Here is a 26,219-nt window from a genome sequence, read left to right as displayed (position 1 = left end):
CGAGGACGACGCCGCCACGCCCCTGACCCCGGCGGCGGATGCGGAGTCCGAGTCCACCGGCGCCGTGCCCGCGTTCGGCGAGAGCGGCCTGCCCAAGCGCCGCCGCGGCCGCACGCTGGCCGCCGCCGAAGCCCGTAACGGCAACGCCACCCCCGGCGAAGCCGACACCCCCCGGGCCCGTACCACCGACCCGAAGGTCCAGGCCGCGCGCTTCAGCACCTTCAGCAAGGCGGTACGAGCCAACTCCACGCACCCGGAAGGCAACACCCGATGACCGCGACCACCGACGAGAAGCTCAACTGGCTGCTGGAGGGGCTGCTCGACCGCACCCCCGGTACCCGCCACGCCCTCGTCCTGTCCCGCGACGGCCTCAAGCTGTGCCGCACCCCCGAGCTCTCCGTCGACCAGGCCGACCAGCTGGCCGCGATCTCCGCCGGGATCCAGAGCCTCTCGCACGGCGCGTCCATCGAGTTCGGCGACGGCACCGGCGGCGTACGGTCCGCGATGGCCGAGTTCTACGGCGGCGTGCTGTTCATCGTCGAGGCGGGGGCCGGGGCCCACCTGGCCGTCGTCGCCGACGAGGACTCCGACGTCGGCCTCGTCGGCCACAACATGAGCGAGCTCGTCGAACAGCTCGGCGAGCACCTCGTCGCACCGCCGCGCAGCCCCGCCGAGGCCCCGGCCGTATGACGACGGCACCCCGCCCCCGACCGGGCCGCGACGACGATCCGGACCGGCTGTACACCCTCACCGGTGGCCGCAGCCGTTCCGACTCCGCCGCCTTCGACCTGGTGACGCTCGTCGTCGCCGAGTGCGATCCGGCCCCCGGGATGCAGTCCGAGCACGTCGCGATCCTGCGGATGTGCCAGGGCCCCACCGCCGTCGTCGAAATAGCCGCGAACCTGAACCTGCCGGTCAGCATCGTCCGCATCATGCTGTGCGACCTGCTCGACACCGGCCGGATCAGCGCCCGCCACCCCCGTACAGCCCGTGTCGCGGACCGGCTCCCCGACCCCGACATCCTGGAACAGGTGCTCGTTGGACTCCGCAACCTCTGACCGCGCCGCCCTGAGCGCGACGGCCGACAACGGACTCAAGATCGTTGTCGTCGGCGGCTTCGGGGTCGGCAAGACCACCATGGTCCGATCCGTGAGCGAGATCCGTCCGCTCAACACGGAGGAGACCATGACCCGCGCGGGCGAGGCCGTCGACGACCTCGACGGCGTCCAGGCCAAGACGTCCACCACGGTGGCGTTCGACTTCGGCCGGATCACGCTCGACGAACGCTCCGTGCTGTACCTCTTCGGCGCGCCCGGACAGGAGCGCTTCTGGTTCCTGTGGGACCGGCTGTTCTCCGGCACGCTCGGCGCGGTCGTCCTCGTCGACACCCGCCGGCTCGCCGACTCCTGGTACGCCATCGACCGCCTGGAGCACCACGGCACGCCGTTCATCGTGGCGTGCAACGACTTCGGCGGCCCGCTCCACAGCGAGCAGCAGATCCGGGAGGCGCTGGACCTCTCGGAGGACGTACCGCTGGTGGAGTGCGACGCCCGCGACCGCTCGTCCAGCAAGTACGTGCTCATCACGCTCGTCGAGCACCTCGCCGCGCTCTCCGCCGCCCGCCTCCACGCCACCGGAACGACCGCCCCCGAGGCGGCCCTGGCGGCGGCCGCCCCGACCCCGGAGCCCGCCCCGTGACCACTGCCTCCGGCTGCCCCGTCACCCACGGGTCCGTACCGCTGTCCGGACCCCGCTTCCAGAGCGACCCCGTCCAGCTCTACCGCGACATGCGGCGCGACCACGGGGCGATCGCCCCGGTCGTGCTGGACGGCGACGTGCCCGCCTGGCTCGTCCTCGGCTACCGCGAGCTGCACCAGGTCACCGGCGACCCGGTCCTCTTCAGCCGGGACTCCGACCTGTGGAACCAGTGGGACCGCATCCCCGACGACTGGCCGCTGCTGCCGATGATCGGGCGCAGGCAGAACTCGATCCTCTACACGGTCGGCGAGCGCCACAGCGTCCGCGCCATGATGATCAGCAACGCCCTGGAGGGCGTCGACCCGTTCTCCCTCAAGCGGTACGCGGAGGAGTTCGCGGACGAGCTGATCGACCGGTTCTGCACCAAGGGCTCGGTCGACATCATCGCGGAGTACGCCAAGCTGCTGCCCGCCCTGGTCCTGGCCAGGATCTATGGCTTCTCCGACGAGGAGGCGTATCCGCTGGTCGGCGCGATCAACGACATGATCGACGGCCGGGAGCGGGCGCTCGCCGGACAGCAGCACCTGGCCACCTCGATGTTCCAGCTCCTCGCCGACAAGCACGCCGAGCCCGGCGACGACGTCGCCAGCCGGATGATCGCCGACACCGGCGGCTTCACCGACGAGGAGGTCGCCCAGGACCTCATGGTGATGATGGCGGCCGGTCACCAGCCGACCGCCGACTGGATGGGCAACTCGCTGCGCCTGATGCTCACCGACGACCGGTTCGCCGCCTCGCTCTCGGGCGGCCGGCACAGCGTCGCCGAGGCGATGAACGAGGTCCTCTGGGAGGACACCCCGACACAGAACGTGGCCGGCCGCTGGGCCGCCCGCGACACCCACATCGGCGGCCGCCACATCCGCGCCGGCGACCTGCTGCTCCTCGGCCTCGCCGCCGCCAACGGCGACCCGCAGGTACGCACCGACGGCTCGGCGCTGACCGGCGGCAACAACGCCTTCCTCTCCTTCGGCCACGGCGAGCACCGCTGCCCGTTCCCGGCCCAGGAGACCGCCGAGGTCATCGCCCGTACCGGCATCGAGGTCCTGCTCGACCGGCTGCCGGACGTGGACCTCGCCGTCCCCGCCGAGCAGCTCACCCGCCGCCCGTCACCGTGGCTGCGCGGTCTGACGGACCTGCCGGTGACCTTCACGCCCACGCCCGCCGTCGGAAGACCCGGAAACTTCGGAGGCCCCGCATGACCCGCATCGCGCTCGACCCGTTCGTCACCGACCTCGACGGCGAGAGCGCCGCGCTGCGGGCCGCCGGTCCGCTGGCCGAGGTGGAGCTGCCGGGCGGGGTGCACGTCTACGCGGTGACCCGCCACGCGGAGGCCCGCGCGCTGCTCACCGACAGCCGGGTGGTCAAGGACATCAACGTCTGGGGCGCCTGGCAGCGCGGCGAGATACCGATGGACTGGCCGCTGATCGGCCTGGCCAACCCGGGCCGCTCGATGCTGACGGTCGACGGGGCCGACCACCGCCGGCTCCGTACGCTGGTGGCGCAGGCGCTCACCGTGAAGCGGGTGGAGCGGCTGCGGGCGGGCATCGAGGCGCTCACGAACGCGAGCCTGGAGAAGCTGGCGGCCCTCCCGGCCGGGGACCCGGTGGACCTGAAGGCGGAGTTCGCCTACCCCCTCCCCATGAATGTCATCAGCGAGCTGATGGGCGTGGACGCGGCGGACCACCCGCGGCTGAAGGAGCTGTTCGAGAAGTTCTTCTCGACGCAGACGCCGCCGGAGGAGGTTCCGCAGATGATGGCGGACCTGGGCGCGCTCTTCACGAAGATCGTCAACGACAAGCGGACCAGCCCCGGCGACGACCTCACCAGCGCCCTGATCGCGGCCTCCGAGAACGGCGACCACCTCACCGACGAGGAGATCGTCAACACGCTGCAACTGATCATCGCCGCCGGACACGAGACCACGATCAGCCTGATCGTCAACGTCGTGGAGGCGCTCCAGACCCACCCGGAGCAGCGCAAGAAGGTCCTGAACGGCGAGATCGGCTGGGACGGCGTGATCGAGGAGACGCTGCGCTGGAACACCCCGACCTCGCACGTCCTGATCCGCTTCGCGACGGAGGACATCGAGGTCGGCGACAAGATCCTGCCGAAGGGCGAGGGCCTGATCATCTCGTTCGGCGCGCTGGGCCGGGACGAGGAGCAGTACGGCCCGACGGCGGGCGAGTTCGACGCCACCCGCACCCCGAACCGCCACATCGCCTTCGGCCACGGCCCGCACGTCTGCCCGGGCGCGGCGCTGTCCCGCCTGGAGGCGGGCATCGCGCTCCCCGCCCTCTACGAGCGCTTCCCGGAACTGGACCTGGCGGTCCCGGCGTCCGAGCTGCGCAACAAGCCGATCGTGACGCAGAACGACCTGTACGAGCTGCCGGTGAAGCTGGGCTGCCCGTTCGGCGGCGACGCGTAGAGGTTCCCTGTCACGGGGGTCCACGGGTCGGAGCGCACGTCTCCGCTCAGCGTCCACGGGTCGGAGCGCACGTCTCATCGGACGGACACGGTTACGAAGCCGTGCCACCGAGGGACTACGCTCCGTCCCGTGGCCGACATCCAGATTCCCGCTGACATCAAGCCCGCCGACGGACGCTTCGGCGCCGGTCCTTCCAAGGTGCGGACGGAGGCGCTCGACGCGCTGGCCGCCACCGGCACCTCCCTCCTCGGTACGTCCCACCGCCAGGCCCCGGTCAAGAACCTGGTCGGCGAGGTACGGGACGGTGTGCGCGCGCTCTTCTCCCTCCCCGAGGGTTACGAGGTCATCCTCGGCAACGGCGGCTCCACCGCCTTCTGGGACGTGGCGACGCACGGTCTGATCGACTCGAAGTCCCAGCACCTGAGCTTCGGCGAGTTCTCGTCGAAGTTCGCCAAGGCCGCGAAGCTCGCGCCCTGGCTGTCCGACCCCACCGTCATCGCCTCCGACCCGGGCACCCACCCGGACCCGCGGGCCGAGGCGGGCGTCGACGTCTACGCCTTCACCCACAACGAGACCTCCACCGGTGTCGCCGCCCCGATCAAGCGCGTCGCGGGCGCCGACGAAGGCTCCCTCGTCCTGGTGGACGCCACTTCCGGTGCGGGCGGCCTGCCGGTCGACATCACCGAGACCGACGTCTACTACTTCGCCCCGCAGAAGTCCTTCGCCTCCGACGGTGGCCTGTGGATCGGCGTGTTCTCCCCGGCCGCCCTGGAGCGCGCCGCCCGGATCCACGCCTCGGGCCGGCACGTCCCGGAGTTCTTCTCGCTCCCGACGGCGATCGACAACTCGCTGAAGAACCAGACGTACAACACCCCGGCGCTGGCCACCCTCTTCCTGCTGAACGAGCAGCTGAAGTGGATGAACACCCAGGGCGGCCTGGACTTCACGACCGGCCGCACGGCGGCTTCGTCGGGCCACCTCTACACCTGGGCCGACGAGTCGAAGTACGCCACCCCGTTCGTCACGGACCCGGCGAAGCGCTCGCAGGTCATCGGCACGATCGACTTCGCGGACGAGATCGACGCGGCGGCCGTCGCCAAGGTGCTGCGCGCCAACGGCATCGTGGACACCGAGCCGTACCGCAAGCTGGGCCGCAACCAGCTGCGCGTGGCGATGTTCCCGGCGATCGACCCGGCGGACGTGCAGGCGCTGACGGCCTGCATCGACTACGTGATCGAGAAGCTTTAGCCCTTCGGTTCTGTACGGCTGTACGGAGGCGGCCCGGCACCCACGTGGGTGCCGGGCCGTTTCTGCTTCACTCGACCGGGTGGCATATGCCAGAAGCGCGATCTCGGGCAGTCCCGCCCTACGATGATGCTCTCGACACCAGCCCATTCCAGGAGGCCCGCAATGTCTGCAGCAGCAGTCGAGCACCCCTGTGACGGTGAGCCGGAATTCTCGCTGCTGGACAGCGCCAACGAACTGTCCGATCAGCTCCCGGGTCGCCGCGTCGAGATCATCGGAGGCGTCATCACCGTGGCCCCATCCCCGGACGGCCCGCACGCCGACGCGCTGACCACACTCGCGCTCCTGTTCGGAGCCGCGGGGCTCCACGGCCAGGAGTCCAGAATCCTTCAAGGGGCCGGCCTCTGGCTGCCCAGTGGCCCCTACGACTATGCCATCCCCGATCTGGCGCTCGTCGACGCGGACTACAGAGACCATCAGGCCGAGAACGCAACCTACGACCCCAGCGTCTTCCGTCTTGTGCTGGAGGTCACCTCCGGGAACTACCAGAACGATCTCCGCAACAAGGTCACCGCCTATGCCCTGGCCAAGATCCCGGTCTACGTCATCCTCGACCGCAAGCACAGCCGGGTCCACGTCCTGACCGAACCGCTCGCCGGTGGTTACGACAACCACCAGGTCTACGCGCCCGGCCAAACGGTCACCCTCCCCGACTCCATCGGCGCCGAAGTCTCCCTGGACGTCGAAGAACTCGTACGCGCGGGCAGCCCGAAACGCTGAGGAAGCGGGCGGCCTACTTCCCCGGCGCCCCCGCCAGCACCGCCCGCAGCGCGGCTATCCCCGCCAGCCACTCCTGGTCCGCACCGGCGTCCGCCCACAGGTCCAGCGGCTCCGCGTTCTTCGCGGTGAGGCGGTCCAGGGCGCGGACGGCCAGCGGGCGCAGGTCGGCGGGGAGCGGCGGCAGGGGCTCCTTCGGGCCGTACGCCGTGGTGACGGGCTCGCCGCCGGGGCACTGGGCGGCGATCAGCGCGGCGGCGGCCACCGCCTCCTCACCGCCGTCCGCATAGTCCTCCGGCCCGGTGTCCGCGACGGCGGTCAGGACGTCCCGGAGCACATCCGCCTTCTTCGCCGTCTCCGCGTCGTCGACCCGACCGCCGAAGTCGGCGGCGGTGTCGTTGTCGAAGTGGCCGATGTCCCAGGCGCCCATGGGGTCCCCCTCAATCCGTGTGCCGGTCAGTCCGTCGTGCTGATGTCCCCATCCTCACAGCCACCACTGACAACCGGCCTGCGCGCGAGGACGAACCCCTGCGGCGCCCGCTCCGGGAACGGCCCGTCCGTCTCCCGCTCCCGCCACACCCGGGACACGACCTCCAGGCCCGCGTCCCGCAGCAGTTCGGCGATCCTCTCCGGCTGCCGCCGGTGGAAGACGAGGGAGATCTCCGCGCCCCACGCCTCCGTCATACGCAGCGGCTCGTCGCCGACCTGGAAGCCCAGCTGTACGTGGGCGCCGGGCGCCAGCACGCGGTGGAACTCCGCGAAGACACGCGGCAGTTCCTCGTCCGGGACGTGGATCGTCGAGTACCAGGCGAGCAGTCCGCCCAGCGACGCGTCCGGCAGGTCGAGGGCGAGCATGGAGCCCTCCTCGAAACGCAGCCCGGGGTGCTCCTGCCGCGCCACCGCGAGCATCCGCGGCGAGAGGTCGATACCGAACACGTCCAGCCCCAGGCCGAGTCCGTGGAGGTGCTCGGTCACCCGGCCCGTTCCGCAGCCGACGTCGGCCACCGGGAGGCCGCCGCCGCTCGCCGCCGCGAGTTCCGCGAACGTACCCAACAGCGCGCGTTCCAGGGGCTTGGCGGCCAGCTCGCCGCGCGCGAACTCGACGTAGGCGGGGGCCAGGGCGTCGTACGAGTCACGGGTGGCGCGCTGGAAGTCGGCGGCCGGGCCGGAGATGGTCATGGCCGTCACTCTAGGCGGAGGGCGGGCGGGGAGAGAGCTGACGTCTCCCCCGCCCGTCCGTCCGCCGTCAAACGGCCTCGGCGTCAGGCAGCGTCGCCGGGGTTCGTCGCGAGGAGCTGCTGCTCCCAGGCGTAGGCGATACCCGAGGCCCCGCCGTGCTGGGCCTGGATCTCGATCACGGCCGGCACGGTCTCCTCGCGGGCCCAGTCGCGCTGCCACTCGGCGAGCACGGCCACCCAGGTGATCGGCACGACACCCGCCTGGACCATGCGTCGCACCGCCGTCTCGTGCGACTCCACCGACGCACCTCCCGAAGCGTCGACGACGGCATAGACCTCGAAACCCTCACCGGCCGCCTGTATGGCGGGCATCGCCAGGCAGACCTCCGTCCAGAGCCCCGCGAGGATCAGCTTCTTGCGCCCGGTCGCCTTGACGGCGTCGACGACGCGCTCGTCCTGCCACGTGTTGACGAGGGTCCTGTTGATCGGCTTCTGCTCCGGGAACACGTCCTGTATCCCCTGGAGGATCAGGCCGCCGCGCTCCTCCAGGACAGTCGTCAGGATGGTCGGGACGCCGAACGCCTTGGCCGCCTTGGCGAGGCCGACGACGTTGTTGACGACCATCGTCGGCTCATGGCTGTTCAGGTTGGCGACCTGGAACGGCTGATGGTCGATCAGCACCAGGACGCTCTCCTCGGGCGTCAGCAGCGCATCGAGTCCGGCCTTGTTCTGGGTGCTCATGGGTTCCCCTTCTGGAGCGTCGCGCCCGTGGATCCGGGCGACGACCGGCATTCCGACATCATTTGGTTGACGCGTCATCCACATTAGGCATGGATGGTTGACGGGTCAACCACCACTCGGTGCGGGCGACTTGGCGCCCCATGCCGAGGATCCGGTGGAGACTGCCCGTACGGCCTCGCTACGCTCCTCGCATGAACGCGACGCCTCGCTGGCTCACCCCGGACCAGCAGGCCGCCTGGGACGGCTTCATCCGCATGCAGGAGAAGCTCATCGGACGGCTCTCCCGCCAGGTCCAGGCAGAATCCCGGATGTCCCCCGCCGACTACATCGTGCTGGCCAAACTCACCGAGGCCGGCGGACGCATGCGCTTCATGGACCTCACCAAACTGGTGGAGTGGGAGAAGAGCCGCATGTCCCACCAGGTGGCACGAATGGCGAAGCGCGGCCTGGTGGCCAAGGAGGACTGCCCCGACGACGGACGCGGATCCTTCATCGTCGCCACCCCGGCCGGCCGGGAGGCGATCGAGGAGGCCGCGCCCCTGCACGTCGAGCATGTCCGCCGACTCTTCATCGACGCCCTCACCCAGGAAGAGCTGGACGCCGTCGCCCGCATCGCGAACCGCGTCCTCGCCCACATGGAGAAGCAGCCCGACTGACCGGCTCCGGACAGCGCCGCGTCGTACGAATCGGCTCGCGAGCAGGGTCAGACGGGCTTGAGCAGTTCACGGAGGTTGCTCATGCTTAGCTTGACGTCGGCGATCTCGGCGGTGTCGGCGGTGCGAGTCGTGTTCTCTTCACCCATGGAGTGGGCTTCACGGCAGGGGCGGCAGAGCCCGTCGAAGAGGGCTTCGGGGCGGCCGGGCCGGCCGCAGTCGGTGCATTCCATGAGGATGCGGCGGGCCGGGGCGGGAGTGCCGGGCCGGGCGTTCTCGGTGGGCAGCCGCGGAGGGATCTTGTCGACGAGACGGCGGCGGAGGAAGCCGACGGGGCTGTCGACCCGGGCGGGAAGCCCTGCCGTGAGGGCGCTGGTCAGGTAGTCGACGGTCACACCCCGGGCGAGCCATTCCGTCGCCTGTGCTTCCAGGCTGGCGCAGTCGGCGGCGGAGAGCGTCAGCCGGTGATCGTCGCGGCCGAGGCGGGCGAGGGCGAGGTAGGCGGGGGAAGCGGCGTCCGGAGCCGGTTCCTGGTCCGGGATGCGCTGGTGCGGTACGGCGGGGAGTTCGGGGACCTGTTCCGTACCAGGGTCTTCCGGGGCGGGCGGCGGTTCCTCGGCCAGGCCCCCGAGTGGCGGGAGCGCTGCGTCGGACTCCGGGATGTCCGGTCCGGAACTCGCGGCCGAGCTGCTGTTCTCGGTGGCGAGGTAGGTGTTCCACCACTCGTTGTCGCGTGCGGTGCGGGACCAGAAGGTGCGGAAGACCCATCGGGTTTCGCCGCTCGCGTTGGTGACGGAGCACCGGACGCGTCGGAGGTGCCCGGCGACGGAGAGGGCGGTCAGGGCGGTGGAGATGGCTTGCTGCCCATAGAGCGGGAGCTGTTTGGCGAGCTGCTTCGCGCTCATCGCGGCACCTTCGGGGAGGTGGTCGACGAATCCGGCGACGTAGCGTTCGCGCGTCGGCAGGAGGCAGAAGTCGTTGCGCGTCCGGGCCTGCTGCCCCGGGGCAGAGCGTTTGCCGTACCCGGGATTGGCCATCGGGAAGGCGGCGGAGAGTGCGGGGGCAGGCGGGGCGAAGCTAGTGTGCTGTGTAGCCACGGGATCGTCTTTCTAGGGTATCGATCTTGCGGTGAGACCCCGGCCTGGTGCGCCAACACCGCGTCGGGGTCGATTAGTTCTCGCACCGTAAACAGTCGTCACGCTGTGCCGCAAGCTGTCACGATTAGTCATACTTCCTGGCCGTGACGGGGGCGGGGAGGGAGGGAAGGTCTTCCCCAACCCCCTTCTTTTCCCCACCGGTTAAAGAAGGCGCTCGAACCTCGGGGCTCGCATCCCGAAGCCCGAGTCTCGGCACCCGAGCTTCGGGCCGGGGCCCCTTCCACGTACCCCCGGAAGAGTGAGTCGGCCGTCCCGAAGCCCGAGGCTTGCGGCTCGGGACCCGAGCTTCGGGGTCGGTAGGGAACTTGGGCGGACCGGCTCGGAACGCCCCGCCAAGCTCAGGACGCTCATGCCAGTACTCACCCACTATCGGTTGCGCGCAACTGCCGTGCCTGGATGACGATCTGCAATTCCTCGCAATGCATTGGTGGCCTCGCGCGATCCGCCGCATTCTGGATTCCCACCCAGCACAGACGGAGGGCTCGATGACGCACCTGAGGTTCCTCGGTACGACCAGCGACGACGGAGACTGCCCCACGCTCTACGAGGTCGAGGGCACCACCGACATCCTTGTCCAGGGCGACCGCGTGACCGACCCCGAGCAGCTAGCCCAGCTCCGCGATGTGAAGGACAGCGAGACGTTCGTACTGGTGCCACGCGACCTCCTGGTCCGCTTCGCTCCACGCACAACCCATCCCGAGATGGTGCCGTTCTCCGAGATCGCCCCGCTGTTCCGCGAGTTCAAGCACACCGCGTTCCGGCTGGAGACCCGTCGCGGATACGCCTCCGACCGCAACGGCCCGAAGTGGGAACGGTGGAAGAGCGGCGCGGACATCGCGACGGAACCGGACAACGCGTGGCGCGAGAACGTCCGCGCGCAGACAGCGGAGGGGAAGCGGTTCGAACGGGTCCGGCTCGTTGACCAGCCCCTCACCGAGGGGCAACGGTTCCTTCTGGACAGCGGCCACAGCAACGTGGCCGCCGGCGAGGACATCCGCAACCTGCCCCGGGCAGAGGCCGAGCGCATCGGCCTGCCGGACCACGACTTCTGGCTGTTCGACTCCAGGCTCGTCGCACGATTCGTCTTCGACGAGAACGACACAACGCTCGGCGTCGTTCTCACAGAGGACCCGGCCGAGGTCGCTCTCGCATGCCAAGCACGAGACGCGGCCTGGCACCACGCGACCCGCACCGCGGACTTCGCGAAGGCGGTAGCTTCGACCGGGTGAGCACCGACTTCCAATCCGCACGGGTCGCTCTTGGAGCACGGCTGCGCGAGCTACGAAGCGAAGCCGGTCTCAACGGCAAGGGAGTGGCTGAGGCGCTCGGCTGGCAGCGCTCGAAGGTCTCACGCCTGGAGACGGGAAAGCAGACCCCCACTGCGAGGGACCTCGCGGAGTGGTCTCAGGCGGTGGGTCGGCCTGACGTGGCAACCGAGTTGCGGGGGCGACTCGTCGGACTGGAATCGCAGTACAGGTCGTGGCGACGACAACTCGCCGCTGGTCACCGGGCACGCCAGGAGCTGGCCGTCACCGAGACGACGACTACGAAGCTCATCCGAGGCGTGGAAGTGTCCCGCATCCCGGGCCTGTTCCAGACTGCGGACTACGCCCGGCACACGTTTCAGGCGAACGCCGAGTTCCGGAGGATCCCTCGGGACATCGAGGCAGCAGTCCGGGCACGTATGCGCCGCCAAGAGGCGTTGTACGAGGCCGGGAAGCTCTTCCGGTTCGTGGTGTGGGAAGCGGCGCTGTACGTATTGACCTGCCCCCGCGAAGTCATGGCCGCGCAGCTGGATCGCCTCCTTGGGCTGATTGGCCTGGACACTGTTGAGATCGGTGTGGTTCCCCTCGGCGCGCAACTGCGGCGTGCACCGGGCCACGGGTTCTGGATCTATGACCGGCGCCGCGTGATCGTCGAGACGATCAACACCGAGATGTGGCTCGACGATGAGGAGAACGTCGTTCTGTACGAGCGGGCGTGGGACCTGATGGCCGAAGCCGCAGTCCAGGGGGCGCAGGCGCGGCGTTTGATCGGTCGGGCGCGGGCGTCGCTGGAGCTCGACTAGGCAACTGCGCTCAACGTGTCGAGCGGGATTCGCAACCCGGCGCAATCGCCCACCACATACCCTCCTCGGCTCTCTAACGTGCTGGTCATGGCAACGCGGACGCGTGCCGCTCCTGCCCACATCTGCCTGAAGGAAGAGCCATGAGTGCGCTGACCATGCCCTCAGCCCGGCCGGAAGCTACCTACCGCAGACTTCTTGGCCACACCACGACCTGCGCCACGTGCCGTGCCGGGGTCGCTTGTCCGACGGCTGTGCGGTTGGGTCGTGTTTGGCGGGAGGCGCGGCGCGGATGAGGTGTTTCGCGGAGGGTGTCGCGCACGAGGTGCCGTCCGAGGACGGCATGGGTGCCTACTGTTCGGAGCATGGGGTGACGCTGTTGTGGCGGGGTGATCCGATCTCTGCCGCCGATGCGGCCGGAGGGTCGGTCGTCGCCCTGGACGCTTTGTCGGTGGGTGCGGAGGGTCCGTGCAGCGTTGTCTGCCGTAGTGCGTTGGTGACGGACCTGGCCGACGTGCATGCCATGTGCCGGCTGCCGGAGTGCGCCTGCCCGTGCCACGCGGCGGTTGCCGCGCTCCGGGATGCCGGATGACCCCCGACCTGTCGGTCACGGATGTCCGTACGTGCGAGGCGTGCTGGCGAGCCCCGGTGACCGCCGTCCGGCGCACCGCCCACGGCCGGGATCTGCTCTGCCGGGCGTGTGCCGAGGGTGGCTGCCCGCGCCGGGTCGACCTCTTTCCGCCGTACGGGATCTACCGACTGCACCACCCTCTCAACCAACCAACTTCACTGATCAAAGGAGATGGACGATGACCAGCACCCCCGTACCCGTCGAGGCCGGCAAGCATGGCGGGCCGCCGTCGGACAAGCCCTGGACCCCGCCCCAGGAACCGAAGCCGTCGCCGGACGGCAGCCGCCCCAAGTTCGCCCCGCAGTCGTGAGCACCGCGCAGGAGGTCCCTACGTACCCGGACCTTGTGCAGGATCTCGCCGATCGGGGCTTGCTCAACGGTCGTTGGCGGCAGGTGTTCGAGGCTGTGCCGCGCAGCGGGTTCGTTCCAGCCGAGGTCTGGCGGCAGTTGCCGGACCGGTGTGAGCCGGTGGTGGGCACGGATGCGTGGCTGGCGTTGGTGAACAGCGACGAGCCGGTCGTCACACAACTCGACGACGGAGCCGAGGGCGGGCCCGGTGTGGCGACGTCGTCGAACTCGATGCCCTCGATGGTCGCCTGCATGCTCGGCCTGCTCGATGTCCAGGACGGTCAGCAGGTGCTGGAGATCGGCACCGGCACCGGATACGTGTCCGCGTTGCTGTGCGAGCGGCTCGGCGACGACCTGGTCCACAGCGTCGAGCTGGACCCGGTCGTGGCCCGGCAAGCAGCCGACGCTCTCGCCCAGGCCGGATACCGGCCGCACCTGCGCGTCGGCGACGGTGAGCAGCCCTGGCCCGGCCTGGGCCCGGTCGACCGGCTCATCGCCACCTGCGCCCTGCGCTACATCCCGTACACCCTGCTCCGACAGGTCCGGCCCGGCGGGATTGTCGTGGCTCCGCTGGCCCGCGAGTTCTGGTCCGGTGCCCTGGTCCGGCTCCACGTCCAGGGCGACGGCACCGCGACCGGCCCGTTCCGCGGCGGAGCCACGTACATGCCCATGCGAGCCCACCGCCTCCCCGATCTCCACGAGGTGGGAGGGAAGGGGCGGCCCCGCGCCGCAGGCCTGGACCCCGCCCAACTCCTCGACCTCGGATTCGCCCTCTACGCCGGGGCCCGGCTCCCCGGCGTACGACTCATCCACCAGAACACCGACAACGGCGTCCAGGTCTGGGCGACCCGCGAGAACGGGAGCGCCGCGACAGCCGCCACCGGAGAGGAAGTGTGGCAGTACGGGCCCGGGTTCCTCTGGGAGGAGATCGAGCAGACCTGGTGGGAGTACGAGACGGAAGGACGGCCCGACGCCGAACAGTTCGGGCTGAGCGTCACCGACCGAGGCCAGCACGTGTGGCTACGAGACCCGCACAAGGTCATCCGGCCCGGCAGGCCCTAACGCGCCCCCGACACGGGCGGATTGCCCGTCCACCGCCGCTCGCCGTCCTCCCACTCCCCCGTCGGCTCGAGCCCCGCCGCCGACGCCACCGCCTCCGACGCGGTGTGGTCGGGGTGGACATGGGCTACGAGCGTCCGGACACCCCCGGCCGAAGCCGAAGTCAGGTGTGCCGCAAGGCCCTTCGCCGCCTCGCTCGCATAGCCCCGGCCCTGCCACGGCGTCCCGACCACCCAGGCGATCTCCGCACGCGGACCCCGTACGGTCGCCTGGACGTATCCGGCGAGGCGACCGTCCGTACGGACCCGGAGCACCCAGTTCCACCACAGCTCCGCGGGGTCCGGCGAACCGGCGCACTGCCGCTCGTACCGCGCCCGCAGCGCGGCCGGTTCCGGCGGGCCGCCCCCGGTGAACACGTACAGCGCCGGATCCGCGAGGACCGCCGCCATCTCCTCGGCGTACGCCGGATCGAGGGGGAGCGCGTCGAGACGAGGTGTGGTGAAGGGCCGGGGCCCGGTGGTGGTCGGCACGGCCCCCGACCCTACGCCGACCGCCCGCACCGAGCACCTGGTTTCGGCAGCTCACGGACGGTGCGGGCGGCCCCTCACCGGCTCAGGCGCTGGAACCGGCGGACCGCCAGCGGCAGGAACACCAGCGTGATCGCCAGCGGCCACACCACCGCCATCAGCAACGCGTGCTCCTCCACCCAGGTGCCGCCGCCCGCCACCGGGTTGCCGAACAGTTCACGGGTCGCCGTCGCGGTCGAGGAGATCGGGTTCCAGGCCGCGACCGCGCCCAGCCAGCCGGGCATCAGGGACGGGGCGACGAAGGTGCTGGAGATCATCGTGAGGGGGAAAGCGACCGCGTACAGCCCGCCCGCCGCCTCCGCGGTGGGCACCAGCATGCCGAGCCAGACGCCGACCCAGATCAGGCTGAACCGCAGCAGCAGGAGCAGTCCGAACGCTCCGAGCGCCGCCATCACCCCGCTGTCCGCGCGCCAGCCGATCAGCAGCGCCGTGACGGCCAGGATGGTCAGCTCGGCGGCGGCCACCACCAGGTCGGCCACCCCGCGTCCGGAGGCGAAGGCGGAGGGGGCCATCGGCATGGAGCGGAAGCGGTCGACGACCCCCTTCGAGGCGTCGGTGACGACGGCCACGGCGGTGTTCATGAAGCCCATGGCCATGGTCATGGCGAACATGCCGGGCATCAGGAACTCCCGGTAGTCCCCGCCCCCGGGCACCTTCATCGCGCCGCCGAAGACGTACCCGTACAGCAGGACGGAGAGGATCGGGAAGCCGAGCTGCCAGACGACGGCGGAGGGGTAGCGCTGGTAGTGGGTGAGCGTGCGGCGGGTGATGTTCCAGCAGTCGGAGGCCGCCCAGTAGGCGAGGCCGTGTTCGCGGGCCCCGCCGGTCGCCGCGGGGTTCTGTTCGAGCGTGGTCATGCCGCCGCCACCTCTCGCGCGTCGTGCTTCCCGGTGCCGTGGGCCGTGTCGTGTTCCGTGCCGTCGGTCGCGCCGTGGCCCGTCAGGCGCAGGAACACGTCGTCCAGGCTCGGCCGGCGCAGCCCGATGTCCTCCACCGCGATTCCGTCGTCCTGGAGGCTCCGGACCACCTCGGTGAGCGCGGCCACCCGGTCGGCGACCTGGGCGTACACCCGGCGGGTGGTGGCGTCGGTGACGACGAGCCCGCCGCCGGCCACCCGGTCCACCACCCTCGCCACCGCGCCGAGGTCTCCCGCTTCGGCGGCCACGACCTCGATCCGGTCGCCGCCGACCCGGTTCTTCAGCGCGTCCGGGGTGTCGTCGGCGATGGTCCGCCCGCGGTCGATGACGGTGATGTGCGAGGCGAGCCGGTCCGCCTCGTCCAGGTACTGCGTGGTCAGCAGCACCGTCGTACCGCCCGCCACCAGGGCCCGGACCGCGTCCCAGACCTCGCCCCGGCCGCGCGGGTCGAGCCCGGTCGTCGGCTCGTCCAGGAAGAGCACATCGGGCGAAAGGATCATCGAGGAGGCGAGGTCGAGCCGTCGCCGCATGCCCCCGCTGTACGCGTCGGCGCTCTTGTCGGCCGCCTCGACCAGGTCGAACCGTTCCAGCAGTTCCCCGGCGCGCTGCCGGGCCCGGCGGTTGCCCAGGTGGAAGAGCCGCCCGAACATCTCCAGGTTCTGCCGCCCGGTGAGGCCTTCGTCGACGGCCGCGTACTGGCCGGTGAGCCCGATCCGGCTCCGTACGCGGCGGGGTTCGCGGGCCACGTCGAGCCCGGCGACCTCGGCCCGGCCCGCGTCGTACCGCAGGAGCGTGGCGAGGACCCGTACGGCGGTGGTCTTGCCGGCCCCGTTCGGGCCGAGCAGTCCGTGGACGGTGCCGGGGCGGACGGCGAGGTCGAAGCCGTCGAGCGCCCGCTTCTCCGTCCCGCCCTTCCCTCGGTACCGCTTCACTACGCCCTCGGTGAGCACCGCGTACCCGGACGCGGACCCCGAGCCGATCTTGGGCATGGGCATGGCGCAACCCCCTGTCTCTCGAACCTCACGGAAGCCAACTGGGTACACCGTACCCTTGATTGGGTACAGCGTACTCCGATACGAGTACGGCGTACCCAAATCTGTTCCGGAGCATTACGCTGGCCCCATGGCGAAAGACGGATCGACAGCGGCGACGGACAGCACGGCCACCGCGAGCGGCGACATCGCGCGCAGCCTGGAGCTCCTGTGGGGCACCGGGGAGCGCCCCAGCCGCGGCCCCAAACCGGGCCTCACGCTCGACCGGATCGTCACGGCCGCGGTCGCCGTCGCGGACGCGGAAGGGCTGGACGCGGTCTCCATGCGCCGGCTCTCCACCGAGCTCGGCACGGGCACGATGTCGCTCTACCGGTATGTCCCCGGCAAGGCCGAACTGCTGGACCTGATGCTCGACCGGGTACTGGGCGAGCCCCTGCCCTCGGGTACGGCCCCGGCCGATGCCGATACGGACCCGCCCGCCGATGCGAACCTGCCCGCCGATACGGACCCCGGCACGGACCTGCCCGCCGACACGTCCGGAGCACCCGCCGACTGGCGGGCGGCGGTCGACACCATGGCCCGCACCCATCTGGACACCCTGCGCCGCCACCCCTGGCTGCTGAAGATCAACCAGGCCCGTACGGTGCTCGGCCCCAGCGCCCTCCGCGGGCTGGAGCTCTCGCTCTCCTCGCTACGGTCCATGGAGCTGCGCGACCCGGAGCTGATCGGCGTGATCATCACGGTGAACAGCTTCGTGGAGGGCCTCGCCCGCTCCGAGGCCGGTGAGGCGGAGGCGATGGCGCAGACCGGGCTGAGCGACGAGGAGTTCTGGGACAACCAGCGCCCCTACCTGGAACGGGCCATGCTCAGTGGCGCGTACCCGATGATGGCGGGCATGTCGGAGGAGACCTTCAGCCCCGAGTTCGACCACTTCGAGTTCGGGCTGCAACGGCTGATCGCCGGTTTCGAGGCCCTGGTCGCGGAGCGGACGGCGGAGCGGGCATCGGAGAGTACGTCGGAGACCTCGGGCTGAACAGCAGCCCGGACATGACAACGCTCCCGGCCCGTGCCCCAATGGATATATGGACGCCAGCCGGGAGCTCGCTCCTTTCGTCAAGCAGTACGCCGTCCTGCTGAGCACCCACCGGCAGGACGGAACCCCCGTCGGCACACCCGTCAACATCGCCGTCGAGGGCGATCACGCGTTCATCCGCACGTTCTCCTCCGCCTGGAAGGTCGAGCGGATGCGCAACCACCCGCAGGTGGAGCTCGCCCCCTGCACAGTCCGGGGCAGACCCACCGGACCGCAGATCAGGGCGCATGCGCGGCTGCTGCGGCCGGGCACGAAGGAAAACACGCACGCCGCCCGGATGATGTCGCGCAAATACCCGATCGTGCAGGGCGTGCTCGTCCCGCTCGCGCACCGCCTGAAGCGGGACCGGACGCTGCACTACGAGGTGTGGCCGGTGACGGACGACACCTGAGAGGCGTGCGGGAGCTGCCGAAGAGGACGGGGCGCACACAACCTCGCTGTGCCCGCCCGCCGTATCACCGTCACGCCGTTCCAGACCTGCGACCACTGCGAACGGGCCTTCCCCTCTCGCGCATGTAGGGAGAGGGCCACTCGCGTTCCCGCGCGGCGGAAATGCGGATGGGAATCTGACTGGAAACGGCTCGCACTCCATTCATTGCTTCCTGGCGTTACTGCAGTTCGGCATCGATCCGTGGAGCCGGGTGGCCAAGGGCCGACGGCACCGGTTCGCTGTCCCAGAAGCAGGGAGAGGTGACGCCGACACTCAGCTGGCCGCCCATCCCCATCGCTACTTGCATGAGAAAATCGTCGGGCTTGCTCCTCAGATTGGCTGCTACCACGCGGCGCCCGTAATCCGGCTCAGCATCAACAACGTGACCAGCTTGCTTCCAGTTCCCGAAAACCTTGCGGACGACATCCTCCCCTGATTCTCGAGGAATGCCTTTCAGCCAGTAATTCCGCGTCAGGGTGACACGCTCCTCGGATCCGCCATCACTGGGTTCCTTGCAGGACTTCACACCTCCCCCGAACGACTCAAGGGTCGGCTCGGGAGTCACCCCATGAATGGCTTCGCGAATCAGCGCCTCAGCCGTTCTCTCCGCCTGGTTCATGTCCATTCCTCTGCCTCCACCCCGAGCAGCAGAACCACTCGATTCACTGCGCCCTGTTGAATCGTCGCCACTTGCAAAACAGCCAGCCGCAAGGAAAGAAATACTGACGATCAGGCAGAGCAGCTGCCCAGTTTTCACTCCGCTTCCGCCCCCTCATCGGATATTCACCGTTCACGATCAGCGCCATATTTCTCATGGATTCAGAGTTCTCATCCCAGATGGGGTCGCGCAGCCCGGCCAGAGCGGGTACCAGCCGGGGCTAATCCCTGCTCCTACCCCCGCTTCCGCCGGAGCGCGAACCATAGGACGCCCACCCCGACAACGATCGCCGCACCGAGCCCGGCACCGCCCTTGCCGTCACCCTCCTTGCCACCGCCGCCCTCGCCATTGCCCTGGTCACCGGCTTCGCCGGCGGCGCCGGTGCCCCCCGAGGGCTTCCCCCGCTCCTGACCGTCTCCGGAGCCGCCGCCCTCCGCCTCCACCCGGACGACACCGCTGCGCGCGCCCTCCGAGCCGAACATCAGGGCCGAGCCGTCCGCCGTGTACGTCACCGACTCCGCCTGCCGCTGGAACGGTGCGGCGACTGGCCGGTCCGCACCGAGGCGGCCGTTCTCGAAGGCGTACTCGCGGGCGCTGAAGTACGAGCGCAGCGCCAGCCGTTTCCCGTCGGGCGAGAAGGCACCGTCCGTCACCCACGGCACCTCGCCCACCCGCCGGAACACGTTCGTGGAACCGGCGGTCAGCTTCGCGGGCCCTTCGTAGAGGCCGCCGCCGTCCTCGTTCTTGGAGGCGATGTAGACCCGGCCGGTCTTCGGGTGGACCATCAGCGCCTCGGCGTTGCGGGCCCCGTCGGCGTACTTCACGTCGTACTGGACGGCCGTGACGGTCGCGTCGCGCAACTGCTTCGGCTCGGGGAACCGGTAGATCCAGACGTGGTCCCAGCTGCCGTCCAGGTTGTCCCCGATGTCACCGACGTAGATGTCGCCGTCCGGGCCGATGGAGATGCCCTCGACGTCCCGCGGCTCCCCCACGCCGCGCATGGTGATGGTGGCGAGGGTCTTCCCGGTGCGGGAGTCGACGGCGAAGACGTAGGGGCCGTCGTCGCTGTCGTTGTGCGTCCAGTAGACGCCGGGGTGCGCACGGCTGGCGGCGAGGCCGCTGGACTCGGTGATGCGGGGGTCCTCGATCGTGAAGTCACGGTCGGGCCGCCCGTCGTCGGCCACGGCCGGACCGGCCCCGGCGAACAGCGGCAGAGCCACGGCGAGGGCGGCGGCGAGCGGGGCGGCGGCGCGGCCAGCCGGGCCGGTCGGATACGAACGCATGGCCCAAGTGTCCATCGTCACGTCGCAGGCCGGAGCCGTGATCGGCCATGATGACGCCATGCGTTTCCTCTTCGTCGGCGATTCCATGACCATCGGGAGCGCCGGCGACGTCACCTGGCGCTACCGGATGTGGCAGCACCTGGAGGCGTCCCCCGGCCTCCCGTACGAGATCGTCGGCCCGCGCTCGACGCTGTACGACACCGGAGCGAACGCCCCGCTCTCCCACGCGTACGCCGACCCGTCCTTCCCGCCCGCCGCCCGCCGGCACCTGTCCGGCTGGGGCGAGGGCTGGCTGCACATGGCCCCGGTGATCGCGGACGCGGTGCGCGAGACGGAAGCGGACGTCCTGCTGGTCTCGCTCGGACTGATAGACCTCGGGTTCTACACGGACGCCGAGCAGACGGCCGCCAACGCCCGCGCGTTCGTCACGGCGGCGCGCACGGCGAACCCGCGCATCCGCATGGTGCTGCTCCCGGTGATACCGAACGTCCGGGCCGAGACGGACGCCCCCTTCGCCGCCTCCTGCGCGCACTTCAACGAACTGCTCGCCAAGGCCGTCGCCGACCTCGACACCCCGTCCTCCCCGCTCCTGCTGGCCTCGCACCCACCGGCGTACGACATCCACACGGACACCTACGACGGCACGCACCCGGGCCCGACGGGCGAGCACAAGCTCGCCGCCGCCTTCGCCGACGCGATGCACCAGGCGTGGGGGCTGGGCGGACCGTACGCCGAGCGACAGGTTCCGGCACAGCCCCTGCCCGCCTGACGCCCTTCCGGCTCACTCCTCCGTCCGCTGCGACCCCAGCATCGACAGCGCCAGCTGGGTCAGCTCGCCCGAGACCTCGCCGGGGCGGGCCCGGCGGCAGCGGCGGGCGTGGTGGGCCATCAGTTCGTGGACCGTGCCGACCATCACCATCACATCGACCCGGTGGTCCCGGTCCTCCGCCTCGCCGCGCTCCACCGCCCGCTCGGCCTCGCCGGTCAGGAACTCCGTCCACAGCGCCCGCCAGAGCTTGCAGTGCTCGTCCACCACGGCGCTCACGCCCAGCACTTCGACGAACGTCACGCGGGCCTCGCGCGGATCGCTGGTGACGGCCTCCACATAGGCGTCGAAGAGCCGCCGGACCCGCTCCGCGATCGAGCACTCCTCGATGCCCTCGGTCAGCAGGGCGCTCTCCGCCGCCCGCAGCCCGGTCGTCGTGACCCGGTTGTGGAGGGCGATGAGCAGCCCCTCCCGGGAGCCGTACTCCTGACGCAGCACCTCGACCGGCACGCCGGCCGCCTCGCACACATCGTGCTCGGCGGTCTCCCGGTATCCGTTGACGCCGTACAACTCCCTGGCTGCTTCCAGAAGTTGTTCCCGCGCCTGGGTGCGCGCGACATCCCCGGGCCCGGTCCGCTGAACCGTCCAGCTCTCCGCCACCGGTCCTCCTTGAGCGCAAGGTGCGGGAGAGGGGCCTGCGCGCCTCTGCACGAACCGCCGCCCCATTGTGCTCGCCCCACCGCCGTCCGGACGGCCGCGCCACACCCGTACGGGCGAATACCCGCACGCGGAAACGCTTCTTCTTTGCACGCCCCGGATGCGCCCCACACTCGCTCCGCCCCCGGCCCGCGCTCGGCCCGAACTCGGCCCGAACTCGGCCCGAACTCGACCTGCGCGTGCGCCGCATCGCGCGGAGAACCCCGCGTTGAACGCGTTCAAACGACTCTGACACGATGGCCGCAGCTGCCGCCCCAGCCGGGCGTGCCGCGTACATCACCGTGCGCGAGGGGGACTGAAACAGTGGAAACGGTGGAGAAGAAGCGGCCTTACGGGCTGTCGTTGCTGCTCTCGACAGTGATCCTGTCGGTGGAGGCGACACTCGCACTCGTCGTGGCCGTCCTGTACGGCTTCACGCAGGAGTCCTGGGCCATGGCCCCGACCGGCGGCTCCCCGCTCTCCGTGGTGCTGCTGCCTCTGTTCGTGCTGTGGGCGGCCACGATCGCCGCCGCACTGTCGGTGGCCCTCGTCCTCCCGACCGCCTGGCTGAGCAATGTGCTGGGACGCCGGTCCGGCGGGCGCGAGGTGTGGTGGTGGGTTCCGGTGGTGGCGGCGGTCGTCTCGCTCCTGATGGTCGGGACCGTTGTCGCTCTGTCCGGGGGCGCGGGGCCCGTCGCCGTCGCCACGGGCTGGCTGCTGACCACGGCCGCGCTCACTGTTCCGGCACTGGTCTGCCGGTCGCGCCGGAAGCGGGTCTTCGGGCCGGTGACGCTGTGGGGTGTGGTCGCCGTGGCCCTCACCGCCGTTCTCGGCGGCGTCTCCCTCTCCACGGGCGTCCTGACGATGTACGAGCCGCCGAGGCCGGCCCGGGCCGAGCTCGTGGGAACCTGGTCCGACGGGAGAGGCGGCACGCTGACCCTGTCGACCGACGGCCGGGCCACGACCTCCGGCATCGACGACAGCCCCCGCGACGACCTCAAGGGCTGTACGAGCGAGGGCACTTGGGGGTACGGCACGGGAACGAGCCGCCAGTACCGCGGCGTCGGCGTGGACGTGCCCACGTGCGGCCGGGAGGTCTGGAACGTCGGCGGCACCGAGAACCGGCCCGTCCTGTACCGGAACGTCCTGCGATCCGTCGAACGGGACGACGCGGACCGGTACGAGCTGACGAGAGCGGCAGCGCGATGAAGAAGACGGCGGAGAAGACCCGGCCTCACGGGAAGAAGCGCCTCTGGGGGCTGTCCCTGCTGCTGTCGATCCTGGTTCTGCACCTGGAAGGGGCGATCGCGCTCGTCGTGAGCATCGTGTACGGCGTCACGCAGGAGTCGCCGAACACGGGCGTCGGCGGTTCGGCGATGTTCGTGCTGCTTCTGCCCGTGATCGCCGTGTTCACGACCATCGCCGCGGCCGCACTGTCCATGGCCCTCGTCCTCCCGACCGCCTGGCTCAGCGACGTACTGGGCCGCCGGTTCACCGGGCGCGAGGCGTGGTGGTGGGTTCCGGCCGTGGCGGCGGTCGCCTCGCTCCTGGTGGTCGGAGCCGTTGTCGCTCTGTCCGGTGGCGCGGGGCCCGTCGCCGTCGCTCTGGGCTGGCTGCTGACCACGGCCGCGCTGACCGTTCCGGCCCTGCTCTGGCGGTCGCGGCGGAAGCGCATCTTCGGGCCCGTGCTGCTGTGGGGCGCGGTCGCCGTGGTCCTCACCGGCGTCCTCGGCGGCGTCGGTCTGTCGACGGGGCTGCTCCGGGAGTACCGTCCGCCGGCGGTCACCTCGGCGGACATCGTCGGCACCTGGTCCGACGGGAAGGGCGGAACGCTCACCTTCACGGCGGACGGCCGGGTGACCGCCGTCGACGTCGACGAGGAAGCGCTCGACGTCTGGGGCGAGTACGACGCGACGGACCAGGAGTCGTCGGGCCCGCAGGACGGCCACAAGAGCTGTACGGGGCAGGGCAGCTGGACTTTCGAGCCCGGCGTGGACCGCTGGTCGCAGGGCGTGGACGTGAGCTTCGAAGCGTGCTCGTACGCCACCTGGAACATCGGCGGCACGAAGAGCCGGCCCACCCTCTACCAGTACATCGGCGACCCGGACTCCTGGGACCTGTACAAACTGACGCGGCACTCAGGCGGCTCCTAATGCCCCGGGGCTCCGGCGGCCCTTCGGCTTGACCCTCACGTACGGGGCAGGGGTTAGCGTCACCGCACCCCGAACCCCAGCCCCGTCAGGGCCAGAGCCGAGGAGCCCGTCCATGCCCGTCGTCCCTCACCCGCCCCGTACCGCGCGCGAGGTCCGGCTGACCTCCGTACCCGAAGGCCTGCCCGCGCCGGAGAACTTCGCCGTCGTCGAAGCACCGCTGCCGACGCCCGGAGCCGGCCAGGTGCTCGTCCGGAACCGCGCCTTCCTCGTCTTCCCGGGGCTGCGCACCCTGATCGGCGGCGAGGTCGACGGAGTGCCGCTCCCGGCCCTGCGCGGCGGCGACACCCTGTTCGGCCCCGCGGTCGGCAAGGTGGTCGCGGCGGCGGAGGGCGGCCCGCTGCGGCCGGGCGACACCGTCACCCACCTCCAGGGGTGGCGGGACCACGCCGTGGTCGACGCCGCCCACTGCACGCCCGTCCGGGACGTCCTGCCGGATCCCGTCGCCCACCTGGCCCAGGGCTCGTCCGCCTACGGGGCCCTGACCCGCCTGGCCGGTGTCCGCGCCGGTGACACCGTCCTGGTCACCGGCGCGGCCGGAGCCGTGGGCACGCTCGCGGGCCAGATCGCCCGGCTGCTGGGCGCGGGGCGGGTGATCGGCAGCACCCGGTCCGCCGGGAAGGCCGAGCGGCTGGTCGCCGAACTCGGTTACGACGCCGTCCTCCTGCGCGACAGCGACACCCCGTTCGCCGCCCAGCTCGCCGCGGCCGCGCCCGAGGGCATCGACGTCCTGCTCGACAACGTCGGCGGTGAACAGCTCGCGGCGGCCGTCCACGCGGCCCGCCAGGGCGCCCGCTTCGCCCTGGTCGGCGCGCTGTCCGGGCAGCTGTCCGCGCGGCGGGCGGGCGGAAGCGCGCCGGTGGAGATCGATTCGTTCCGGGTCATCACCCGGGGCGTCTCGCTGCGCGGCTACAGCGGCGCGGACCACCCCGACGTCGAGCAGGAGTGGACCGAACGGTTCGGGCAGTGGCTGCGCTCCGGCGAGATCGCCTTCCCCCACACCCGGATCGCGGGCATCGATCGCGCTCCGCAGGCGTTGCAGGAGTTGATCGGGGGCCGGCACTTCGGCGCGGTGGTGGTGGAGTTGCCCTAGGGGGCGACGAACGCGGAGGTGTCATGCGGATCGGTGAGGCGGCAGCGGCGGCGGGCTGCACCCCGAGAGCGCTGCGGTTGTACGAGGAACGCGGTCTGCTCCCGCCGCCCGGCCGCACGGCCTCGGGCCAGCGCGACTACCGGCCCGCCGAGGTCGCCCTGCTCCGCGTGATCCGCGAGCTCCTGCGCTCGGGGTTCACCATCGAGGACCTGCGCTCCTGCGCCGACCGCCTGCATCTCCTCACCGAGGACCCACCGCCGCGGTGCGGCGCCGCCGACGCTCCGGAGGGTTCCGGGTCCGGTGTCGTCGGCCGTCGGCTCGCCGCTCTCGACGCCGAGATCGCCCGGCTCGTCCGGCTCCGCGAGGACCTGGCCCGCCGGGTGTTCGGCGACGACGCCCGACAGCCCGCCCCGGAGCCGGTAACGGAGCCGGTCACGAACCCGGTCATGGAGCCGGACGCGGAGCCGACCCCCGAACCGGCCTCGACCCCGGTGACGGCCCCGGCCACCGCCCCGGTCACGGAGCCGACCGTCACAGTCGGGCCACGGGTCCTTCTCGACTGAGCCACCATCAAGGTCACAGAACGTACGGTTCGCAAACCGGAACGCCCCGTTCTAGCGCTTCCCGTACCTTTTGGCCGCCCTGCTCACGGCCCCCAGCGGCCCCATCGGCCACACAGGGTTGTCACAGGCGCAACTTAGGCTCCCTTTATGCGTATCTCCAAGAACCTCATCGGGCTGGCCGCCGTCGGCATTCTGGCGGCCGGTTGCGGCTCCTCGTCGAGCGACGACTCCGCCGGCTCCGCCGGATCGGCCGGCTCCGCCAGCCAGGCCCCCAGCGAGGAGGCCAAGGCTCCTGAGCCGGGCGCGGACCTCGCGGTTCCGGTGACCGGGCCGCAGCCGGACGTCCTCGCGTCCAGCTCCGACCCCAAGCTCAAGGTCACCCCGAAGCCCGACAACGGCGCGTCGTTCACCGAGAAGGTCGAGCACAAGCTCCAGGAAGACCTGCTCGGCCGCCTCAAGGTGCCGGGGAAGACCAGCGCGAACTGCCCGGATGGGGTGACCCAGAAGGCCAGCGCCGTCAGCATCTGCAACGTGACCTACGAGGGCGCGACCGTCCCGTACGAGATCGAGATCAGCGAGAAGTACAAGCCGGGCAGCTTCCTGACCTTCTACAACAGCACCCCGAAGAAGGGCCTGCTGGTCGCCAAGAACGCCTACGACCGGTTCTGGACCGCCAACAAGGGCCGTTCCGACATCAGCAAGCTCTCCTGCGAGGAGCTGCCTGCGGCCAAGGCCGTGGACGAGGAGACCGAGACCGGCTTCCACTGCCAGTACTGGGGCAAGTACGGCGGCGAGGACGGCAAGGGCGGCTTCGTGAAGCTCGGCATCAAGGTCAACCGGCACAACGTGGACTTCTTCGAGGTCCGCTGACGTCCGACGGCTACGGGGACATCA

30 protein-coding genes and 2 pseudogenes are annotated in these 26,219 nt (G+C 70.7%); 22 read left to right on the top strand and 10 right to left on the bottom strand.

What is annotated here, in order from left to right:
• From G3I54_RS33935 to G3I54_RS33900, 8 genes and pseudogenes are all read left to right on the top strand, one after another.
• A pseudogene (locus G3I54_RS33935) lies at positions 1 to 274 on the top strand (ATP-binding protein); the annotation flags it as partial.
• Positions 271 to 690, top strand: a complete 420-nt coding sequence (locus G3I54_RS33930) for a roadblock/LC7 domain-containing protein (RefSeq protein WP_164620518.1) — start codon at positions 271 to 273, stop codon at positions 688 to 690. The pseudogene G3I54_RS33935 and the gene G3I54_RS33930, both read left to right, overlap by 4 nt.
• Positions 687 to 1,058, top strand: coding sequence for a DUF742 domain-containing protein (locus tag G3I54_RS33925; RefSeq protein ID WP_030083166.1), 372 nt, complete (start codon positions 687 to 689; stop codon positions 1,056 to 1,058). The genes G3I54_RS33930 and G3I54_RS33925 overlap by 4 nt, the downstream gene beginning before the upstream one ends.
• Entirely contained in the window at positions 1,039 to 1,698 is a 660-nt protein-coding gene (locus G3I54_RS33920) for an ATP/GTP-binding protein (RefSeq protein ID WP_164620517.1), read from the top strand. Before G3I54_RS33925 ends, G3I54_RS33920 begins: the two co-directional genes overlap by 20 nt.
• Entirely contained in the window at positions 1,695 to 2,957 is a 1,263-nt protein-coding gene (locus G3I54_RS33915; RefSeq protein ID WP_164620516.1) for a cytochrome P450, read from the top strand. Before G3I54_RS33920 ends, G3I54_RS33915 begins: the two co-directional genes overlap by 4 nt.
• Complete coding sequence (locus G3I54_RS33910; protein ID WP_164620515.1) at positions 2,954 to 4,183, top strand: cytochrome P450; 1,230 nt, start codon at positions 2,954 to 2,956, stop codon at positions 4,181 to 4,183. The genes G3I54_RS33915 and G3I54_RS33910 overlap by 4 nt, the downstream gene beginning before the upstream one ends.
• A gap of 129 nt (positions 4,184 to 4,312) precedes the next feature.
• Positions 4,313 to 5,431: a phosphoserine transaminase gene (gene serC / locus G3I54_RS33905; RefSeq protein ID WP_164620513.1), complete on the top strand. Its 1,119-nt coding sequence runs from the start codon at positions 4,313 to 4,315 to the stop codon at positions 5,429 to 5,431.
• Between the two features lie 162 nt (positions 5,432 to 5,593).
• Positions 5,594 to 6,208, top strand: coding sequence for a Uma2 family endonuclease (locus tag G3I54_RS33900; RefSeq protein WP_098025652.1), 615 nt, complete (start codon positions 5,594 to 5,596; stop codon positions 6,206 to 6,208).
• A gap of 13 nt (positions 6,209 to 6,221) precedes the next feature.
• On the opposite strand, the gene G3I54_RS33895 is transcribed toward G3I54_RS33900, so the two are convergent.
• From G3I54_RS33895 to G3I54_RS33885, 3 genes are all read right to left on the bottom strand, one after another.
• A complete protein-coding gene (locus G3I54_RS33895; RefSeq protein ID WP_164620511.1) occupies positions 6,222 to 6,635 on the bottom strand; it encodes a DUF4259 domain-containing protein in 414 nt (137 codons plus the stop codon).
• A 26-nt stretch (positions 6,636 to 6,661) separates the two neighbouring features.
• A complete protein-coding gene (locus tag G3I54_RS33890) occupies positions 6,662 to 7,384 on the bottom strand; it encodes a class I SAM-dependent methyltransferase (RefSeq protein ID WP_164620509.1) in 723 nt (240 codons plus the stop codon).
• 83 nt (positions 7,385 to 7,467) lie between these two features.
• Positions 7,468 to 8,124, bottom strand: coding sequence for a hydrolase (locus G3I54_RS33885; protein WP_164620507.1), 657 nt, complete (start codon positions 8,122 to 8,124; stop codon positions 7,468 to 7,470).
• Positions 8,125 to 8,315: 191 nt separating this feature from the next.
• Between G3I54_RS33885 and G3I54_RS33880 the strand changes: the two genes are divergently transcribed.
• Positions 8,316 to 8,780, top strand: coding sequence for a MarR family winged helix-turn-helix transcriptional regulator (locus tag G3I54_RS33880; RefSeq protein WP_164620505.1), 465 nt, complete (start codon positions 8,316 to 8,318; stop codon positions 8,778 to 8,780).
• A gap of 47 nt (positions 8,781 to 8,827) precedes the next feature.
• Here G3I54_RS33880 and G3I54_RS33875 read toward each other — a convergent pair whose 3' ends face one another.
• Positions 8,828 to 9,874, bottom strand: coding sequence for a MarR family transcriptional regulator (locus G3I54_RS33875; protein ID WP_343240497.1), 1,047 nt, complete (start codon positions 9,872 to 9,874; stop codon positions 8,828 to 8,830).
• A gap of 545 nt (positions 9,875 to 10,419) precedes the next feature.
• Here G3I54_RS33875 and G3I54_RS33870 point away from each other — a divergent pair.
• The 5 genes from G3I54_RS33870 (at position 10,420) to G3I54_RS33860 (ending at position 14,040) form a co-directional block, all read left to right on the top strand.
• Positions 10,420 to 11,163, top strand: coding sequence for a DUF6879 family protein (locus G3I54_RS33870; protein WP_164620487.1), 744 nt, complete (start codon positions 10,420 to 10,422; stop codon positions 11,161 to 11,163).
• A complete protein-coding gene (locus G3I54_RS33865; RefSeq protein WP_164620485.1) occupies positions 11,160 to 12,002 on the top strand; it encodes a helix-turn-helix transcriptional regulator in 843 nt (280 codons plus the stop codon). The genes G3I54_RS33870 and G3I54_RS33865 overlap by 4 nt, the downstream gene beginning before the upstream one ends.
• Before the next feature lie 585 nt (positions 12,003 to 12,587).
• A complete protein-coding gene (locus G3I54_RS39865) occupies positions 12,588 to 12,812 on the top strand; it encodes a hypothetical protein (protein WP_239144710.1) in 225 nt (74 codons plus the stop codon).
• Positions 12,809 to 12,940, top strand: a complete 132-nt coding sequence (locus G3I54_RS40215; protein WP_343240496.1) for a hypothetical protein — start codon at positions 12,809 to 12,811, stop codon at positions 12,938 to 12,940. Before G3I54_RS39865 ends, G3I54_RS40215 begins: the two co-directional genes overlap by 4 nt.
• Positions 12,937 to 14,040: a methyltransferase domain-containing protein gene (locus G3I54_RS33860; RefSeq protein ID WP_164620483.1), complete on the top strand. Its 1,104-nt coding sequence runs from the start codon at positions 12,937 to 12,939 to the stop codon at positions 14,038 to 14,040. Before G3I54_RS40215 ends, G3I54_RS33860 begins: the two co-directional genes overlap by 4 nt.
• Here the strand turns inward: G3I54_RS33860 and G3I54_RS33855 are convergent.
• From G3I54_RS33855 to G3I54_RS33845, 3 genes are all read right to left on the bottom strand, one after another.
• Positions 14,037 to 14,567 (bottom strand): GNAT family N-acetyltransferase, encoded by a 531-nt coding sequence (locus G3I54_RS33855; RefSeq protein WP_164620481.1) that lies wholly within the window; start codon positions 14,565 to 14,567, stop codon positions 14,037 to 14,039. The genes G3I54_RS33860 and G3I54_RS33855 overlap by 4 nt on opposite strands.
• Before the next feature lie 74 nt (positions 14,568 to 14,641).
• Positions 14,642 to 15,481 carry an ABC transporter permease gene (locus tag G3I54_RS33850; protein WP_164620479.1) on the bottom strand — a complete coding sequence of 280 codons (840 nt, stop codon included), beginning with the start codon at positions 15,479 to 15,481 and terminating at the stop codon, positions 14,642 to 14,644.
• Positions 15,478 to 16,536, bottom strand: a complete 1,059-nt coding sequence (locus G3I54_RS33845) for an ATP-binding cassette domain-containing protein (RefSeq protein ID WP_164620477.1) — start codon at positions 16,534 to 16,536, stop codon at positions 15,478 to 15,480. Before G3I54_RS33845 ends, G3I54_RS33850 begins: the two co-directional genes overlap by 4 nt.
• A gap of 127 nt (positions 16,537 to 16,663) precedes the next feature.
• Between G3I54_RS33845 and G3I54_RS33840 the strand changes: the two genes are divergently transcribed.
• Positions 16,664 to 17,566 carry a TetR/AcrR family transcriptional regulator C-terminal domain-containing protein gene (locus G3I54_RS33840; RefSeq protein WP_164620467.1) on the top strand — a complete coding sequence of 301 codons (903 nt, stop codon included), beginning with the start codon at positions 16,664 to 16,666 and terminating at the stop codon, positions 17,564 to 17,566.
• Between the two features lie 49 nt (positions 17,567 to 17,615).
• The gene (locus tag G3I54_RS33835) at positions 17,616 to 18,017 is read left to right on the top strand and encodes a PPOX class F420-dependent oxidoreductase (RefSeq protein WP_030628202.1); all 402 of its coding nucleotides are present in this window, start codon (positions 17,616 to 17,618) and stop codon (positions 18,015 to 18,017) included.
• Between the two features lie 217 nt (positions 18,018 to 18,234).
• Here the strand turns inward: G3I54_RS33835 and G3I54_RS33830 are convergent, their stop codons facing one another.
• The gene (locus tag G3I54_RS33830; RefSeq protein WP_164620465.1) at positions 18,235 to 18,675 is read right to left on the bottom strand and encodes a hypothetical protein; all 441 of its coding nucleotides are present in this window, start codon (positions 18,673 to 18,675) and stop codon (positions 18,235 to 18,237) included.
• A gap of 272 nt (positions 18,676 to 18,947) precedes the next feature.
• Entirely contained in the window at positions 18,948 to 19,997 is a 1,050-nt protein-coding gene (locus G3I54_RS33825) for an esterase-like activity of phytase family protein (protein WP_164620463.1), read from the bottom strand.
• Here G3I54_RS33825 and G3I54_RS33820 point away from each other — a divergent pair.
• Positions 19,996 to 20,766 (top strand): GDSL-type esterase/lipase family protein, encoded by a 771-nt coding sequence (locus G3I54_RS33820; protein ID WP_203687557.1) that lies wholly within the window; start codon positions 19,996 to 19,998, stop codon positions 20,764 to 20,766. The genes G3I54_RS33825 and G3I54_RS33820 overlap by 2 nt on opposite strands.
• A 12-nt stretch (positions 20,767 to 20,778) precedes the next feature.
• On the opposite strand, the gene G3I54_RS33815 is transcribed toward G3I54_RS33820, so the two are convergent.
• Entirely contained in the window at positions 20,779 to 21,423 is a 645-nt protein-coding gene (locus G3I54_RS33815; protein ID WP_164620460.1) for a TetR/AcrR family transcriptional regulator, read from the bottom strand.
• A gap of 369 nt (positions 21,424 to 21,792) precedes the next feature.
• Between G3I54_RS33815 and G3I54_RS33810 the strand changes: the two genes are divergently transcribed.
• From G3I54_RS33810 to G3I54_RS33790, 5 genes and pseudogenes are all read left to right on the top strand, one after another.
• Entirely contained in the window at positions 21,793 to 22,668 is an 876-nt protein-coding gene (locus G3I54_RS33810) for a hypothetical protein (protein WP_164620458.1), read from the top strand.
• Positions 22,665 to 23,612, top strand: coding sequence for a hypothetical protein (locus G3I54_RS33805; RefSeq protein ID WP_164620456.1), 948 nt, complete (start codon positions 22,665 to 22,667; stop codon positions 23,610 to 23,612). The genes G3I54_RS33810 and G3I54_RS33805 overlap by 4 nt, the downstream gene beginning before the upstream one ends.
• Positions 23,613 to 23,724: 112 nt before the next feature.
• Complete coding sequence (locus G3I54_RS33800; RefSeq protein ID WP_164620454.1) at positions 23,725 to 24,762, top strand: NADP-dependent oxidoreductase; 1,038 nt, start codon at positions 23,725 to 23,727, stop codon at positions 24,760 to 24,762.
• 23 nt (positions 24,763 to 24,785) lie between these two features.
• Positions 24,786 to 25,142: pseudogene (locus tag G3I54_RS33795) on the top strand (MerR family transcriptional regulator); the annotation flags it as partial.
• Between the two features lie 330 nt (positions 25,143 to 25,472).
• The gene (locus G3I54_RS33790; RefSeq protein ID WP_164620452.1) at positions 25,473 to 26,195 is read left to right on the top strand and encodes a hypothetical protein; all 723 of its coding nucleotides are present in this window, start codon (positions 25,473 to 25,475) and stop codon (positions 26,193 to 26,195) included.
• Positions 26,196 to 26,219 lie beyond the last annotated feature (24 nt).

This window comes from Streptomyces sp. SID14515 (assembly GCF_010548505.1).
Lineage (GTDB): Bacteria > Actinomycetota > Actinomycetes > Streptomycetales > Streptomycetaceae > Streptomyces > Streptomyces caviscabies.
The sequence above is the reverse complement of the archived record's forward strand: the minus strand, read 5'-3'. Positions and strand labels throughout refer to the sequence as shown.

Excerpts from the sequence above, each read along its gene's own strand:
- G3I54_RS33835 (WP_030628202.1), top strand. The coding sequence starts at position 17,616 with ATGGACGCCAGCCGGGAGCTCGCTCCTTTCGTCAAGCAGTACGCCGTC.
- G3I54_RS33845 (WP_164620477.1), bottom strand. The coding sequence starts at position 16,536 with ATGCCCATGCCCAAGATCGGCTCGGGGTCCGCGTCCGGGTACGCGGTG.
- G3I54_RS33885 (WP_164620507.1), bottom strand. The coding sequence starts at position 8,124 with ATGAGCACCCAGAACAAGGCCGGACTCGATGCGCTGCTGACGCCCGAG.
- G3I54_RS33895 (WP_164620511.1), bottom strand. The coding sequence starts at position 6,635 with ATGGGCGCCTGGGACATCGGCCACTTCGACAACGACACCGCCGCCGAC.
- G3I54_RS40215 (WP_343240496.1), top strand. The coding sequence starts at position 12,809 with ATGACCAGCACCCCCGTACCCGTCGAGGCCGGCAAGCATGGCGGGCCG.
- G3I54_RS33890 (WP_164620509.1), bottom strand. The coding sequence starts at position 7,384 with ATGACCATCTCCGGCCCGGCCGCCGACTTCCAGCGCGCCACCCGTGAC.
- G3I54_RS33830 (WP_164620465.1), bottom strand. The coding sequence starts at position 18,675 with ATGAACCAGGCGGAGAGAACGGCTGAGGCGCTGATTCGCGAAGCCATT.
- G3I54_RS33880 (WP_164620505.1), top strand. The coding sequence starts at position 8,316 with ATGAACGCGACGCCTCGCTGGCTCACCCCGGACCAGCAGGCCGCCTGG.
- G3I54_RS33840 (WP_164620467.1), top strand. The coding sequence starts at position 16,664 with ATGGCGAAAGACGGATCGACAGCGGCGACGGACAGCACGGCCACCGCG.
- G3I54_RS33825 (WP_164620463.1), bottom strand. The coding sequence starts at position 19,997 with ATGCGTTCGTATCCGACCGGCCCGGCTGGCCGCGCCGCCGCCCCGCTC.
- G3I54_RS33900 (WP_098025652.1), top strand. The coding sequence starts at position 5,594 with ATGTCTGCAGCAGCAGTCGAGCACCCCTGTGACGGTGAGCCGGAATTC.
- G3I54_RS33800 (WP_164620454.1), top strand. The coding sequence starts at position 23,725 with ATGCCCGTCGTCCCTCACCCGCCCCGTACCGCGCGCGAGGTCCGGCTG.
- G3I54_RS33790 (WP_164620452.1), top strand. The coding sequence starts at position 25,473 with ATGCGTATCTCCAAGAACCTCATCGGGCTGGCCGCCGTCGGCATTCTG.
- G3I54_RS33805 (WP_164620456.1), top strand. The coding sequence starts at position 22,665 with ATGAAGAAGACGGCGGAGAAGACCCGGCCTCACGGGAAGAAGCGCCTC.
- G3I54_RS33870 (WP_164620487.1), top strand. The coding sequence starts at position 10,420 with ATGACGCACCTGAGGTTCCTCGGTACGACCAGCGACGACGGAGACTGC.
- G3I54_RS33930 (WP_164620518.1), top strand. The coding sequence starts at position 271 with ATGACCGCGACCACCGACGAGAAGCTCAACTGGCTGCTGGAGGGGCTG.
- G3I54_RS33910 (WP_164620515.1), top strand. The coding sequence starts at position 2,954 with ATGACCCGCATCGCGCTCGACCCGTTCGTCACCGACCTCGACGGCGAG.
- G3I54_RS33925 (WP_030083166.1), top strand. The coding sequence starts at position 687 with ATGACGACGGCACCCCGCCCCCGACCGGGCCGCGACGACGATCCGGAC.
- G3I54_RS33820 (WP_203687557.1), top strand. The coding sequence starts at position 19,996 with ATGGCCCAAGTGTCCATCGTCACGTCGCAGGCCGGAGCCGTGATCGGC.
- G3I54_RS33850 (WP_164620479.1), bottom strand. The coding sequence starts at position 15,481 with ATGACCACGCTCGAACAGAACCCCGCGGCGACCGGCGGGGCCCGCGAA.
- G3I54_RS39865 (WP_239144710.1), top strand. The coding sequence starts at position 12,588 with ATGACCCCCGACCTGTCGGTCACGGATGTCCGTACGTGCGAGGCGTGC.